Below are 13,883 nucleotides of genomic sequence, written 5' to 3'. Positions count from 1 at the left end.
TTCAACCTTCCGCCGCTCCGCGCGGCGGCCTAACCCCGGCAGAGGCTCCACTTATCGACGCGGAGATTCTGTTCAGACAACCGGGACCAGCTCTGTTTGCCAAGACTGGGCGAATACCAAGGCGGCCTATCGTTTCTTCTCCAATGAACGAGTAAGCGAGGCCGACATCCTGTCTGGTCATTTTAGATCGACGCGGGAACGTATCGCGACTGCGAAAGAGCCTGTTCTTGTCCTGCATGATACGACCGAATTCACCTATCAAAGGGAGCGCCCGGATCTGATCGGGATGATTAAGCGCATCCCCAAAAGCAACTCTCGAAGATTGGACGGAAAACCCCAAACGTACACGACATGCGGAATATTGATGCATTCGAGCCTTGCGGTGACCCTCGAGGGGCTTCCACTGGGGCTCAGCGCCGTGAAGTTCTGGACCAGAAAGAAATTCAGAGGGGTCGCTGCGCTCAGGCGCGAGGTCAACCTGACACGGATCCCCATTGAAACCAAGGAGAGCATTCGGTGGCTGGAGAACCTCAAGCAATCCACCGAGCTTTTCGAGAAGCCATCGCAGTGCATCCATATCGGTGATCGTGAGGCCGATATTTATGAATTGTTTTGCGCCGCCCAAGAGGTTGGAACGCATTTCTTGGTAAGGACCTGTGTCAATCGCCTGGCAGGCGATGGCGATCACACCGTTGCAACGATAATGGACGAGGTCCTGGTCAAAGGTCTCCACCGGATCGAAGTCCAGGATAGCAAGGGCAATCCAGACCAGGCTGTTCTTGAAATCCGGTATCGTAAAATCCGTATTCTGCCACCGATAGGCAAGCAGTCGCGGTATCCAGCTTTGACTTTGACAGTGATCCACGCCGATGAAAGAGGAGCGCCAAAGAACAGAAAGAAGATTGAATGGAAACTCCTGACCGATCTTCCGGTGCAATCGCGCGGGGATGCGATCGAGAAACTCGAATGGTATTCCCTGCGATGGAAGATCGAGGTCTTCCACAAGATACTCAAATCCGGCTGTAGGGCAGAGGACTCGCAACTGCGGACTGCTCAGCGATTGACGAATCTGATCTCGGTATTCTGCATTGTGAGCTGGCGCATTTTTTGGATGACGATGCTTAATCGTTCAGCGCCAAATGCCTCACCGGAATTTGTCCTGACCAAAGCTGAAATCCAATTGCTTGATCGGCTCGTCAAAGACAAGAATCCAGTCAGCACACCACGAAAGACATTGTCGCATTATCTCATCAAGATCGCCGGGCTCGGCGGCTATCTCGCCCGCGCCAACGTTCCGCCACCAGGGAATCTGATCATGTGGCGCGGATTATCGCGATTCATCGATATCGCAACGGGAGCGACACTCTGACTCAAAAATGTGGGTAATCGTAAGACCTCAACGGAGGGATACAACGCATGCGCCTCGCGGCGCTTGGTGGGGCAAGCGGATGCTAGCAATTAGGCTAGATTGCCTCCGCCAGCTTCAACTCCGCGATCTTCGCGTCGTCGTAGCCGAGCTTGCCAACTAAGATCTCGCGCGTGTGTTCGCCTAGCCGCGGCGGATAGCGATATTCCTTCAGCGGCGTTTCCGAGAAAGTCAGCGCATTGCGGATCAGAGATAGCGAATTCTCGAATGGGTGGTCGACCCTCACCTCCATTCCGCGTTCCCGCACATGCGTATCGGCGAATACCTGCGCAAAGTCGTTGACCGGGCCGGAGGGCACGCCGGCCTTCCCTAGCTCTTCCAGCCAATAGGAGACCTTGTTCTTAAGAAAACGCTTAGCGAAGATCGACATGATCTCCTTGCCGTGCACGACGCGATCGTCGTTCTTGATGAATTTTGGATTGGCCGCAAGTCCCGGTTCGCCAAGCACCGCGCACGTACGGGCGAATTGCGCGTCGTTGCCGACAACCAGCATCAACTCGCCATCCGCGCAGCGGAACATGCCGGCCGGCATCCCGCCATTACCCCAGGTGCCGCGCCGCAGCGGCGTCTGACCGTTCACGAGATAAATCTGCGCGTAATGCGAGAGCGACGCAATCACGGTATCGAGCAGGCAAACGTCAATATGCTGGCCCTTACCGCCATTGGCTTTCCGATGATAGAGCGCGGCCAAAATTCCGATCGAAGTATTCATGCCGGTCATGTAGTCGACGATGGAAGGGCCGACCTTCATGGACCCCGCGCCGGGCTCGCCGTCCATGTGACCAGTGACGCTCATCAACCCGCCCATAGCTTGGAAGATCGCGTCGTAACCCGCGCGCGGCGCGTAAGGCCCGGTCTGACCGAAGCCGGTCACCGAACAGTAGATGATGCCGGGATTGATCTTCCTGATGGACTCGTAATCCAGCCCATAGCGTTTGAGGTCGCCGACCTTATAGTTCTCCATGAAGACGTCGACGTCTTTCGCAAGGTTCCGGATGATCTCCTGCCCTTCCGGCTTAGCGATATTGACGGTGACCGACTTCTTGTTGCGGTTGGCGCAGAGGTAGAACGAGTTGTTGTTGTTCTCCTTCCCCTCAGGGTCGGTGAGGTAGGGCGGACCGTAGCCGCGTGCATCGTCGCCAGTGCCCGGCCGCTCGATCTTGATCACCTCCGCGCCGAGATCGCCCAGCATCTGGGCAGACAGGGGCCCCGCCAGTACGCGCGTGAGATCAAGGATCTTGATGCGAGAGAGTGGCAGGGCCGACATGAAGGTTTCCTCCGAAAATTGGATGTATGAGGCACTCTGAATGGGACAGAACTAATCTGCCGATGCACTACTTTGCCGCACCAGCCATCGCCGCGGATACATTGAGGTCAGGACAAGATGACGCCGTTCCACCCGAGCACTGTCATGCCGTTCTTGATCACTGTGACGCCGCGCGTCATCACTTTGGCCTCGAACGAGATGACTTCGCCATCCTTCCACATCTCCAGCGTCACGGTCTCGCCGGGATAAACAGGCGAGGAAGACCGTGCCGAATGCCGCTTGAAGGCGCCCGGATCGTAGTCGGCATAGGTTTGCAGAATCCCGCGACAGGTGATTCCGTAGGTGCACATGCCGTGCAAGATCGGCTTGGAAAATCCGGCACGCTTGGCGTATTCGGGATCAGAATGCAGTGAGTTGCGGTCGCCACAGAGCCGATAAATCAGCGCCTGGTCGGGGCCACGCAGAGAATTCAATGATCCTATCGGGGGGCCGGCTGGGCGCTTTGTGTGGCTCCGGCTGACCGCCGGATGGCCCGCCAAAGCCCCCATCCCCACGCGCAAACCTCGACGACACTAGCGTGGCCAGCGGTAGGCCCTCGCTGTTCTTCAGGATGGTATGAAGGCGGATGACTGCACCCTTGTCCTTGCCTTTGTCGTAGACCGCAAGCACGGAGGAGTCGGCTGTGATATGCGCGTCGGCCAGGAGCGGCGCGTGAAAGGTGATATCGCGTTCGCCATCGACTACCAAGACGTGATTGAGATTCATCTCGCCAGGTCCGGCGCCCCAAGCTGCAACAGAGGCAAAGGTTGGCACCACCTTCAGCGGACGCGGCTTCGTGGTCGCCTCGTTGACAAAGGCGAGTTCCTTCTCGTCCAGTGGATCGGCTCCCATTCCGATTCCTGGGGCGTAGAGCATTACCTCACGATCGGCATAGCAGTATTTCTGGCCATAATTCCTCATGGCCATCAGCCGTTCGTACTTGATTGGACATATCCGATCTTTCCTATCGACGCTTGGTCGGCTCAAAACTTTCCATCGGCCGCCTCAGCCGTCAACAACTTGCCGGGATCGTTGACCACCAATTGAGCGCCGCGATCGAGCGTCAAGCCGACGCTGTCGACGCTCGGTCCGCCGATTGTTCCGTCGCAGGCCCTTGTTACTCTCCAGTCCGGACACGTGATGGGCAGCAGTGCGCAGAACCTTATTGCCGATCACGCGCTCGACCTCGGATCGCTGCGGGTGGTCACCCAAGAGCTCCCCTCAGACCCTGGCTATCGTGTATCCAGTCGCCCCGTAGGTTCGTTTCAAAACTTAGCTGAGGTGCGGCATCAGTGCGGATCAGGCAAACGCGATCGGACATGTTCAATGCCGCTCGCTGATCGTGATTGACGCAGGTCAGCGTCACCCTCAACTACTTTATGGAGGCGCTTTACTTCTGCTTGCATTGTCCTTTGCAGACTTTTCTCTAGCGTGTCAAAGTTTCGTGATCATCAAATAATGGATGCGAATTGACGCACTGCGGCTGATCGCGGACTACTCGCGGCCCGTTGACGGAGGGGACGTCAAATTCAGACAAAAAGTCCTCCGCCGGGCATGTCGGAGGACCTCCTGGAGGTCACCTCTAGGTACAGCGAATACGGGAGGCCTAAAAGTTGCGCTGAACTACAAGCTGGAGCGCGAGGCTGCTTTGATCCTTCAACTCGTACACACCTCCAGGTTTTCCAATGCCCGTTTGCAGCGGCAGTACCACCGTGCTTCCGCCCGCGTACTTTTGATCCAACATGCTGTAGCTGAGTTCAGCCAAGAAGGTTAGGTTTTTGACCGGAGTCCAGGTAGTTTGTGTACCAACGACAGCATAGTTGAAATCGGGATTACAGCCGGCTGATCCGCTCGAAAGCGAAAGGTTTGTTACGAACGCGGCGCAGATGTAGCTCTTTGCCGTGCTGTTGTAGCGCACTGCGCCGAAGCCACCGAAGATACTGCTAGCCCAGTTTGGATTCCAGTTGTGGTTGTAGGCACCACTGAAACCATACGCCGTCGTCAACTCTTGGCCAGAGCCCGCAACGAACACCGAGTCGGACAAACCAGCAATTCCGACACTCTGGTAAGCAGCCGCCGAGTTGGTGCTACGAAACCTCGCATAGGTGGACGACATATAGTCATTGAAGACATATCGGGTTGCACCATTCGCGTATACACTCGTCACGTTAATCGAATCACCCGCGCCGGTTGGGATGTTCTTGATAGAAAGAGCCAACTGTCCCGCCCAGCCCCACTTGTCGTCTGGATGGCCGGTGAGTTCGGTAGCACCATAGTAAGCGGCATGGTTGTCATGCGCAGCTACCGACGCTTGGAAAAGACCCCAAGCCCGGTCGACGCGAAGCATCGCGATGAGGTCTGGCGCAACCGTGCCTGCGATGTCGTTTCCGCCGTACGAGCCAGTCGCGAGGCCCGCAGCGGACGACGCACTCACGTTCCAGATGTTGGACGTATCATGCTGGACTTGATCTTGAGCCGAGAACGAGGCGGAGATACCTTGACCGAAGTCAGCGGTGTAGCTGAACTGGTTTACAGGGTCCCAGCCGCCGGCGCCCGGTATTTCGCTATAGTTGCCGGGATATTCACCCCAAGGCGTGGAAAACTGAGAGCCCGCCTTGCCAATGGTGAAGCCAGCGAACTGAATGAAGGCATACAGGACGGTAAGTGAACCGCCAGCAACAGCGCCGGGGTTCGCGTTGTTCGGCGCCGAAGTGCCACCGATCGACTGGTAAACAGTTGAACCGTTGCCCGCGCCGCTATAGGTACCCGAAGTCCAATTATTCCATAGCTCGAAGTAGGTTCGAACCAGGCCGTAATCTGTTGCAGTGCGGGTATCAATTTTGATGTCTCCGCGAGAGCGCCAAGTATAGGCGTTGCTGTAGCGGTTTGCTGCGCCTCCCGCACCAAAGTCCGTGTTTAGGCCCATAGAATTGGTCCCAACTTCCAACCAACTACGCACATAGCCGCCCAGCTTGATGCAAGTATCCGTGCCAGGAATGTAGTAGAAGCCTGGACCATAGAGCGAACAGACCTTCACGTACTCGATCGCCCTCGCCTTCACCGGAATATCTGCGGCTTGTGCGGCCCCCACGGCGGCCATGCCGGCTACCGACGTGACTAAAAGTCTCTTCCCTGTTCGCATAGAACGTCCCCCAACTATGAGAAGGTGGGCTCAAAACCAACTCGTTCGAAACCACCCTTTCCTGCCGCTCCCCAATTATTTTGGAGCTGCAGGGCCTTCGTCAAACATCAGCTAGTCGAAAACATCACTAGCGACGTCGCGGTCCGGGCCATTCCGTACTCGCAGGATCAACATTGACAGAAAACTTTCATATCGGCAGACAAGCTCTGCCCGTAACGTACAAACTCGGCCAACACTCCGAAAACTGTGCTCAACACACACTATATTAGTGCGGTCCGTACGAGCGAGATGAAACTATGCGGATTGTGGCGCGATATGCAACGCCGGCCACATTCTTCAACAGCGAACAAGCTGCCATGGGTTTTTATACCAGCCAAGCCATTCACTGCTTTGGCGACGGCGAACAAGGTCGCGCAAATTCGCGCAATGAATGATCGAAACGATAGGGGTCGCGCTTCGCATTTGAGCACGAGGGCAGAACCTTCAAGGGTTAGCTCAAGACCGTAGAAACACGGATAAGCTTACTGCCTCCTCCAACTTCATCCAAACAGTCGACCTCCCTGTCCCACGCCAGCATGCCACAGCGGGTTCCCCACGGAATGAACGACCTAAGCGCAAGCACGCTCTCAGGTTCATGGCTTTATGACCCATTCATTGCGGAGGAGCCGACCATACGGCGGCGCCGTCGCCTGCACTAAGAGGTGTTCGCCATGACGGTTGTATCGTTTGCCGACGCAGGGAAGCTGCCACCCGAACAATGGGTGGAATGGATGCATCACCCGCACAAACTGCGGCGCTGTATCCAAGAGTCTGCATCCTCAGTTGAGGTACAAGCGGCTCGAGGAAGGCATCTTCCGCTGGCTGGAGATTCGAGGATGGCGTGATGCGTCTCTGAGCGGCGCAGTTGTTGGCGCTGCTCGATGGCCTTTATTGATGCCCCTACTTTTCATGATGACCCTCCCTCAGATCGATCTTCTCGACACGGTGGCTTCTCAAGCTGCAAATGGCGCGCAAGGCGGTTGCATCGTCGGGGAAGAGGAAGCGGCCAGAAGGCTCCCGGGTAGTCAGGATGCTTCCTCGTTTGAGCTGAACATAGATCCGCTAGGCGGGGATCACGAGACGGCTTGCCAATTGGGTCCCGGTTAAATGGTGTGTGACCGCCGGCCACCGTATTTGCCGAGGCCGCACCTTGAGGCGGTGTTTAAGACGAATGCGCCGGACCGTGATCGGCAGAACTTTGTCCGCCTCCCATGGCGAGCGATGTCCTTCCTGCGTCAGAATGTGCGCGATGATTCTCATCGTCATGCATGCCTTCGTCCGCCAGGGCGCATATGCGCTCCACCATCTCCTGGTACCGCGGCAAGGCGGCCGCCGGAAGGCGATTTCCAAGGGCGCAGGTTCAGGTTTGCGCGCACCGAGCGATCGCGACCGGGCGTTCCGATTGATCACGACCACCCATTCTGGGCGATCGCGACTAGCCTGTGGATGGGTGTGACGGGCACCGTTGGGTGATCTGCGAATCAGCATGGCCTTCGCTCCTTTCACGCGGAGCGGAGCAAATGCAAGGACCGAGATTACCCATGCGCAAAATCCGCGACGTGCTGCGACCGTCCGCCGCCGGCATGTCCAAACGCAAGATCGCCGCCAGCCTGGGGGTGAGCGCGACGGCCGCCGGGGAGTGCATCCGGCGGGCACGGCGCGCTGGCCTCACCTGGCCGGTACCGGAAGGCCTGACGGACGAGGCGCTGGAGACCCGGCTTTACCGACCTCCAATAGTCGGCGCGAAGAATCGTCGACCACAGCCAGACTGGGCGGCGGTCCACCGCGAGCTTCGCCGGGCGGGGTGACGCTGCAGCTATTGTGGGAGGAGCATCGCGCGGCCTACCCGGAGGGTTACGGGTACTCGCGTTATGTTGCGGCCAGATTTATGTTGTCGCTGCTGAGTGAACCAAGGATTCCGTCAACCTCCTCGGCTCGCTCCGCAACATAAGAGTGTGACCTTTCGGCCTACAGGGCCTTCAGGAAGGCCATCAACGACGGGAGAGAGGGTTGCCGAGGCGGCGGCCTCAGGCTGCTGATATCGACCCTGGCTAACGCCTCTGCCTTCATCTCCAGGTCGACCTCAGCATAGATGTGCGTGGTGTCTAATGACACGTGGCCCAGCCAAGCACGGATCGTGTTGATGTCGACGCCGGCGCGCAGCAGGTGCACGGCCGTTGTGTGCCGAACCGTATGTGGGCTCACGCGCTTCGTCGCCAACGTCGGCACCGTTTCGCCCGCCATAGCGGCATATTGCGTCACGAGACGGTGTATTCCGAAGCGCGTCAAAGGCTGGTTCGTCCGCCCGAGAAAGACCGCTTCACTTTTGTTCCGGTCGGCCACAAGACGAGTCAACGAGGTTGCCGTCGTTGACCACAATGGACAGATTCTGATCTTGTTTCCCTTGCCGTGAAGTCGCATTGACGGGGACGCACCCAGTTGGAGATTGCCGACCGTCAATTTTGCTGCCTCATCGGCGCGAGCACCGCTGTTGTATAGGAAAAGCAGCAGAACATGGTCGCGCACCCCAAGACTCGTGCGTCGGTCAGGTTGGTTTAGCAACGCGTCCATCTCGGCCTTTTCGAGGTATCCGATCGCGGTCTTGGCCGCCTTCTTGAATGGCACTGCCCGTATCTCGGAACACCAGGCCAGGTGGACCGGCGAACGCGTTCCGATAAAGCGCGCCAGCGAATGGATGGTCGCCAGCCGTTGGTTGCGGGTGACCTCGCTGCACTGGCGATCGCGCTCCAGGTGGTCGAGGAACTTGCGGACGACTTCCGGCGTCAGCTCTTCCACGGTCATGCGATCGATGGCGCAGCCTCCCTGCTTGCTGGCAAACGGCAGCAACAATGTCAGCGTGTCGCGGTAGCTGGCTTGGGTGTTGCGAGAAAGATTGCGCTCGGCGACCAGATGTTCCAGCAAGAACCGCCGGATCCACGGACCAAGCAGGCTCTTATCCTTCATGGTCGGCCTCCATCGCGTACAGAGCAAAGCGCTCGCTGGCCGCCTGGAGAAGATCCGGCGTCATCTGCAAATAGCGCTGGGTTGAACGGATATCGATGTGGCCAAGGTAGGTTGCGAGTTGCGGAAGCAGTCGCTGCACCTCCTGGCCGGAGCGATACCATGCGATCACCCGGTGCACCGCGGCTGTGTGGCGAATATCGTGCAGCCGTGGAGGTCTAGGCTCGCCGACAGGGCAACTGATTCCGGCGGCTCTGCGGACATGCTGAAACCAGGAGATGACCCGCACCTAGTGCCACGGTCGACTGCCGCGCGTAGTGAATAATGGAGATTCTTGCCCGCGCGGCAGAGGGAGCCGGCGACGGCACTCGACGTATTCGACCAGTTCCTGGTTGAGCTTTGGTCCGATTGGCACGAGGCGCGTTTTGAAGAACTTCGTGTCACGGACGGTGATGACCTGATCAGTCAGATCCACGTCTTGCAAGACCAAACGAAGCGCCTCGCCAATGCGCATGCCGCTTCCGTACAGCAACAAGAGAAGCGTACGGTACATAGCTGGGACGTGAGGGCGATGCCCAACCTTCAGAATCGAGGTCGCATCCAACAGGCGGCGCAGTTCTTCCGTGGAATAAACATAGGGCGTTTGTTGCGGCGGCAGCTTTGGAAACGTTGTCGGCAGTGGGGAGGATGCCACGTACCCACGACTGATGGCGAAACTATAGAGACCGCTCAAAACCGTATATCGCAGCATCCAAGTGGTACTGAGCGATCCTTTGCCTTGGAGGAACTCGGCCACAGCCTCTGGGGTGACTCCGCCGATATCTCGATTGCCCATCGCTCGGCAGAATCTGCGGAGCAGAACCTCAGCGGACTCGAAACGCGCCCCCAGTGACCGCTGCTTGGCCAGATAGGCGTCGACAACATGGGTCAGCATCATTGGAGGCCTCCCAGGTCGAACGCTCCGACCTCGCGAAGCACCTGCATGTTCACCTTGGCGTAGATGCTGGTTGAGGCCGCGCTGCGATGTCCCAAATGGTCCCCGATCTCCTTTATCGACAGACCTTCGGCAAGAAGCCGGGAAGCGCAGGCGTGGCGCAACGCATGGCCACCACGGTGAGCAGCGTCGATTCCAAGTGCAACAAATCTGCGGTTGGCGACATCATAGATGCTCCCTGCCTTCAACGGCTGGCGGGGCGCTTGCATGCGGAGGAATACTTCCGGGCACGATGACGACGGCCGCACCGTGTCGATGTAGCGGGCGAGCGCCTCAGCCGCAGAGGAGACCAGCGGGTAGATTTGCGGCTGGCGGCGCTTCAGGCGGAAAAGCCGTAGCGTCCTACCGGCCCAGTCAATCTGATCAAGGCGCAATGCCGCCACTTCGCCGCTGCGCAGCCCGTAGACTGCGAGCAACAGCAGGATCGCACGATCACGGATGTCCCGGGGGTTGTCAGTCTCGGCGTCGGCCAACATGCGCTGCACGTCGCACCAATCTGGGGCATACGGCAGCGACTCCTGACGATAGAGTCGAGGCCGACAAATCGAGGCCGCTAAGCGGTCCGTACACATTCCCCGCTTTGCCGTGTAGCGCAGAAATCCTCGCAAGGCAGAGGCTGTGCCGGCCACCGAAACGCGGGACCATCGTCCCGTGGCCTGGGCGATGAAATAGGCGTCGACGTCTTCAGGCTGAAGATCCCTGAATTGCCGGTTGGTCTGGTCGCACCAGCGCAGGAACCGGCCGATAATGCGGCTCCATTGCTCCACCGTCGATGGCGTGAAACCGCGCTCATTGCGCATCCATGCCACATACTGGTCGAGTTAGCTCTGGTACTGAAACACGATGGTCGGTTCACGCCACCAACCAAGAAATCGAAGCCACGGTCGTCCGATGTCGACTACTCTTCGTGCTGCGGCGACAGCCCCCGTCAGGCGCAGACGCTCGGTTGCGATCCGTTGGAGCGCTTCGATATCGATGCCCTCCGAAACATCTGGACCGAGATATGCCGCAATCCGCAACAGCTCGTTCCGCTTGAGTCTGAGAGAAGCTGCGGTCGCGCCGGCTTCTGCACAGTGGCGAAGGTACCGGTACCGCTCGTCGGTGAATGGCGCGTCATCACGGTGGGGCACGGTCAAGGGGATGGAATAAATCGTCTGATCCATAACGAGCCTCCATTGGACAAATGGTTCGCTACCCAGACCTCAAATTATGTTGCGTGAACAATGCCCACAGTGTTGACGCTCCCCGCAATTATAGCTCTTTGCACAACATAAATCTGGCCGCAACATAACGCGAGTTGGACGAACCCGCTCCGCGGGAGGGTATCCGCGTTGAGCGTGGGGTATCCCCCTTGAAGCCAGCCCGTGTCTCTGACCCCAGCACCACCCGCACAGCGACGTAATCCACCCCAATTCAGAAGCGCTTGCCCTTGGCAAGATGGTGTTGCTGCCCGCGCGCAGCGTCCCTCTTGTCAAGGAGTTTGCTATGACCTCGCTTCGGTTACGCATGATGGAAGACATGCAGGTCCGCAACCTGTCGCGACACACGCAGGATTCGTATTTGCTTCAGGTTTCGCAGTTCGCTCGCCATTTCGCCAAATCGCCTGCTTTGCTCGGGCCGGAGGATATCCGCGCCTACCAGGTCTATTTGATGAACGAGAAGAAGCTGGCGCCACGTTCGGTGCACGTGACCGTCGCGGCGCTTCGATTCCTCTACCGCGTCACGCTCGGCCTCGATTGGGATTTCGAGCAGATCATTCCGTGCCCAAAGGCGCCAAAGACACTGGCCGTCATTCTCAGCCCCGAGGAGGTGCTGCACTTCCTCGGCTGTATCGAGAGCCTCAAACACCAGGCGATTCTGACGACATGCTACGCCGCCGGCCTGCGTATTTCTGAGGCCACCCGCCTGAAGCCTGAGGCTATCGACCGCCAGCGCATGGTGCTGCGCGTCGAGCAGGGCAAGGGACAGAAAGACCGCTACGTCATGCTGTCGGCCAGGTTGCTGGAGGTGCTGACGAACTATTGGCGCGCCGTGCGACCCACCGGAGCATGGATGTTTCCCGGCGCCGTTGCTGGAGAGCCGATATCGACAAGCGCCGTGGATGCCGCCTGCCGCCAGGCACATCGGATATCGAAGCTCTCCAAGCCGGTAACACCTCATTCCCTGCGGCACGCATTTGCGGTGCACCTGCTCGAAGCTGGAACCGATCTCCGCACCATCCAGCTCCTGCTCGGCCATCGCAGCCTGTCTACGACCGCTCAATATCTGCGGATCGCTACCACCAAGGTCTGCGCGGCGACGAGCCCGCTTGAACTGCTGCCGCGTCCGATCCCCAAGGCTTCCTCGCCGCCAGCGCCCGAACATTTCTGACGGCCAGCCCCATGGGCCGCTCCGGTCCGGAAGTGGCGGATATATTCCGTCGCTACGGTGCTGCCTGGCGAGAGCAGCACTGGGCCTCGCTATCGACCGAACGACGCGCCGCGATGACTGCCATCGAGCGCTGCCGAACGTCGGCGCTCGGAGGCCATGTCGAACAGTGCGACCGCTGTGGCGAACGACGGATCGCGTATAACAGCTGCCGTTCCCGCAGTTGCCCCAAGTGCCAGTGGCTCGCCCGAGCGGAATGGATCGAGGCTCGGCGGGAGGAGCTTCTCGATACGCAGTATTTCCATGTCGTCTTCACCGTTCCCAATGAGATCGCCGCGATTGCCTTCCAGAATGCCAGCACGGTCTACAAGATCCTGTTCCACGCAGCCGCCGAGACGTTGCGCACCATCGCTGCCGATCGGCGACATCTCGGCGCGGAGATCGGGTTTTTCGCGGTGCTTCACACCTGGGGTCAGAATCTCAGCTATCATCCCCATCTCCACTGCGTCGTGCCCGGCGGCGGGCTGTCGCCGGACGGGAGCCGCTGGATCGCGTGCCGTCCCGGCTTCTTCCTACCAGTCGCCGTGCTCTCCCGACTCTTCCGGCGTCTGTTTCTCGAAGGTCTGCAAAGGGCATTTGATGCCGGCGAGTTGCGATTCTTTTCGTCATTGGAACGGCTGCGCGATCCCATCGCATTCCGGCGCTATCTGGATCCCGCCCGCCAGGTCAACTGGGTGGTATATGCCAAGCCACCCTTCGCGGGCGCTGAGCAGGTTCTGGAATATGTCGGACGCTACACACACCGGGTGGCAATCGCCAACAACCGTATCGTCGATATCGAGGATGGCAAGGTACGCTTCCGGTGGAAGGACTATCGCAACGAGAACCGGCAAAAGGTGATGACGCTCGACGCCGGGGAGTTCATCCGGCGTTTCCTCGTCCATGTCTTGCCCGAGGGATTTCAGCGCATCCGTTATTACGGTTTCATGGGCAACCGGTACCGCAAGCAAAAGCTCGCCCGCTGCCGCGAACTGCTCGGAATGCAGCAGTCCGATACGGCGGTAAAACCGAAGGAAGAGCGTGACTATCGCGACAAGGTCGAGGAGCTTACCGGAGTTTCCCTGCGGGAATGTCCCTTTTGCCGTCAAGGGCAGATGGTGTGCATCGAGGTGCTCGCGCCCGTTGCGTCACAAGACCCACCTTTTCTGGACACCTCATGACTGTCACGATTTTTCAATCATTGATCATCGTTCTTTCTATCTGCCAGGGTAGACAGCAGGCATCCTATTGTCGCGCTTCCGACATCAAGCCTTCCAAGCGCGGGTGTCGACGGTCTTTTCGACCGGGAGAACTTAAATGTTTCGGCATCAAGACCGCATCCAGCATGTCCCCGACGCCTCAGCGACGGTGCTGTCCGCTAGGAAGCAGCATCCAATTTCCATAGCGGCACAGGCGCGCTAGGCGGCTTCGTCCAACACGTTTTTAGATTACCGGCGCAATCACGGCGGTGCACTTTGCGGCATTGGTCGCCGCGCCGCCAATCTAAAAACGCTCTCTAGTACCCACTTTTCTTGGATCGTGAGTCGTGATTCAAGGTCGGGATGATACCCGAAGCAAGAGAAGTCCACCTTTCGAGGAAAGATCGCAA

12 protein-coding genes and 1 pseudogene are annotated in these 13,883 nt (G+C 58.5%); 5 read left to right on the top strand and 8 right to left on the bottom strand.

The window, feature by feature from the left end:
* Nucleotides 1-1,369: IS4 family transposase (locus tag ABIB78_RS38310; protein WP_429034225.1), on the top strand; the 1,369-nt coding region annotated here is incomplete at its 5' end.
* Nucleotides 1,370-1,463: 94 nt separating this feature from the next.
* On the opposite strand, the gene ABIB78_RS38305 is transcribed toward ABIB78_RS38310, so the two are convergent.
* From ABIB78_RS38305 to ABIB78_RS38295, 3 genes and pseudogenes are all read right to left on the bottom strand, one after another.
* A complete protein-coding gene (locus ABIB78_RS38305) occupies nt 1,464-2,693 on the bottom strand; it encodes a CaiB/BaiF CoA transferase family protein (protein WP_429034224.1) in 1,230 nt (409 codons plus the stop codon).
* 107 nt (nt 2,694-2,800) lie between these two features.
* Nucleotides 2,801-3,659: pseudogene (locus ABIB78_RS38300) on the bottom strand (MaoC/PaaZ C-terminal domain-containing protein).
* A gap of 679 nt (nt 3,660-4,338) precedes the next feature.
* Nucleotides 4,339-5,874, bottom strand: a complete 1,536-nt coding sequence (locus ABIB78_RS38295) for a porin (RefSeq protein WP_429034223.1) — start codon at nt 5,872-5,874, stop codon at nt 4,339-4,341.
* Between the two features lie 296 nt (nt 5,875-6,170).
* Between ABIB78_RS38295 and ABIB78_RS38290 the strand changes: the two genes are divergently transcribed.
* Nucleotides 6,171-6,308, top strand: coding sequence for a hypothetical protein (locus tag ABIB78_RS38290; RefSeq protein ID WP_429034222.1), 138 nt, complete (start codon nt 6,171-6,173; stop codon nt 6,306-6,308).
* A 1,146-nt stretch (nt 6,309-7,454) separates the two neighbouring features.
* Nucleotides 7,455-7,721, top strand: coding sequence for a hypothetical protein (locus tag ABIB78_RS38285; RefSeq protein ID WP_429034221.1), 267 nt, complete (start codon nt 7,455-7,457; stop codon nt 7,719-7,721).
* A gap of 160 nt (nt 7,722-7,881) precedes the next feature.
* Here the strand turns inward: ABIB78_RS38285 and ABIB78_RS38280 are convergent, their stop codons facing one another.
* From ABIB78_RS38280 to ABIB78_RS38260, 5 genes are all read right to left on the bottom strand, one after another.
* The gene (locus ABIB78_RS38280; RefSeq protein ID WP_429034220.1) at nt 7,882-8,877 is read right to left on the bottom strand and encodes a tyrosine-type recombinase/integrase; all 996 of its coding nucleotides are present in this window, start codon (nt 8,875-8,877) and stop codon (nt 7,882-7,884) included.
* On the bottom strand, nt 8,867-9,046 hold the full coding sequence (locus ABIB78_RS38275; protein ID WP_429034219.1) for a hypothetical protein: 180 nt from the start codon (nt 9,044-9,046) through the stop codon (nt 8,867-8,869). Before ABIB78_RS38275 ends, ABIB78_RS38280 begins: the two co-directional genes overlap by 11 nt.
* Nucleotides 9,047-9,163: 117 nt before the next feature.
* On the bottom strand, nt 9,164-9,811 hold the full coding sequence (locus ABIB78_RS38270) for a tyrosine-type recombinase/integrase (RefSeq protein ID WP_429034218.1): 648 nt from the start codon (nt 9,809-9,811) through the stop codon (nt 9,164-9,166).
* A complete protein-coding gene (locus ABIB78_RS38265) occupies nt 9,808-10,677 on the bottom strand; it encodes a tyrosine-type recombinase/integrase (protein WP_429034217.1) in 870 nt (289 codons plus the stop codon). The genes ABIB78_RS38270 and ABIB78_RS38265 overlap by 4 nt, the downstream gene beginning before the upstream one ends.
* Before the next feature lie 12 nt (nt 10,678-10,689).
* Nucleotides 10,690-11,031, bottom strand: a complete 342-nt coding sequence (locus ABIB78_RS38260; protein ID WP_429034216.1) for a hypothetical protein — start codon at nt 11,029-11,031, stop codon at nt 10,690-10,692.
* A 322-nt stretch (nt 11,032-11,353) separates the two neighbouring features.
* Here ABIB78_RS38260 and ABIB78_RS38255 point away from each other — a divergent pair, with 322 nt between their 5' ends.
* Complete coding sequence (locus ABIB78_RS38255) at nt 11,354-12,238, top strand: tyrosine-type recombinase/integrase (protein ID WP_429034215.1); 885 nt, start codon at nt 11,354-11,356, stop codon at nt 12,236-12,238.
* A gap of 11 nt (nt 12,239-12,249) precedes the next feature.
* Nucleotides 12,250-13,455 carry an IS91 family transposase gene (locus ABIB78_RS38250; RefSeq protein WP_429034214.1) on the top strand — a complete coding sequence of 402 codons (1,206 nt, stop codon included), beginning with the start codon at nt 12,250-12,252 and terminating at the stop codon, nt 13,453-13,455.
* The last annotated feature ends 428 nt before the right edge of the window (nt 13,456-13,883 follow it).

Source organism: Bradyrhizobium sp. I1.14.4 (genome assembly GCF_050435825.1).
Taxonomy (GTDB): domain Bacteria; phylum Pseudomonadota; class Alphaproteobacteria; order Rhizobiales; family Xanthobacteraceae; genus Bradyrhizobium.
The sequence above is the reverse complement of the archived record's forward strand: the minus strand, read 5'-3'. Positions and strand labels throughout refer to the sequence as shown.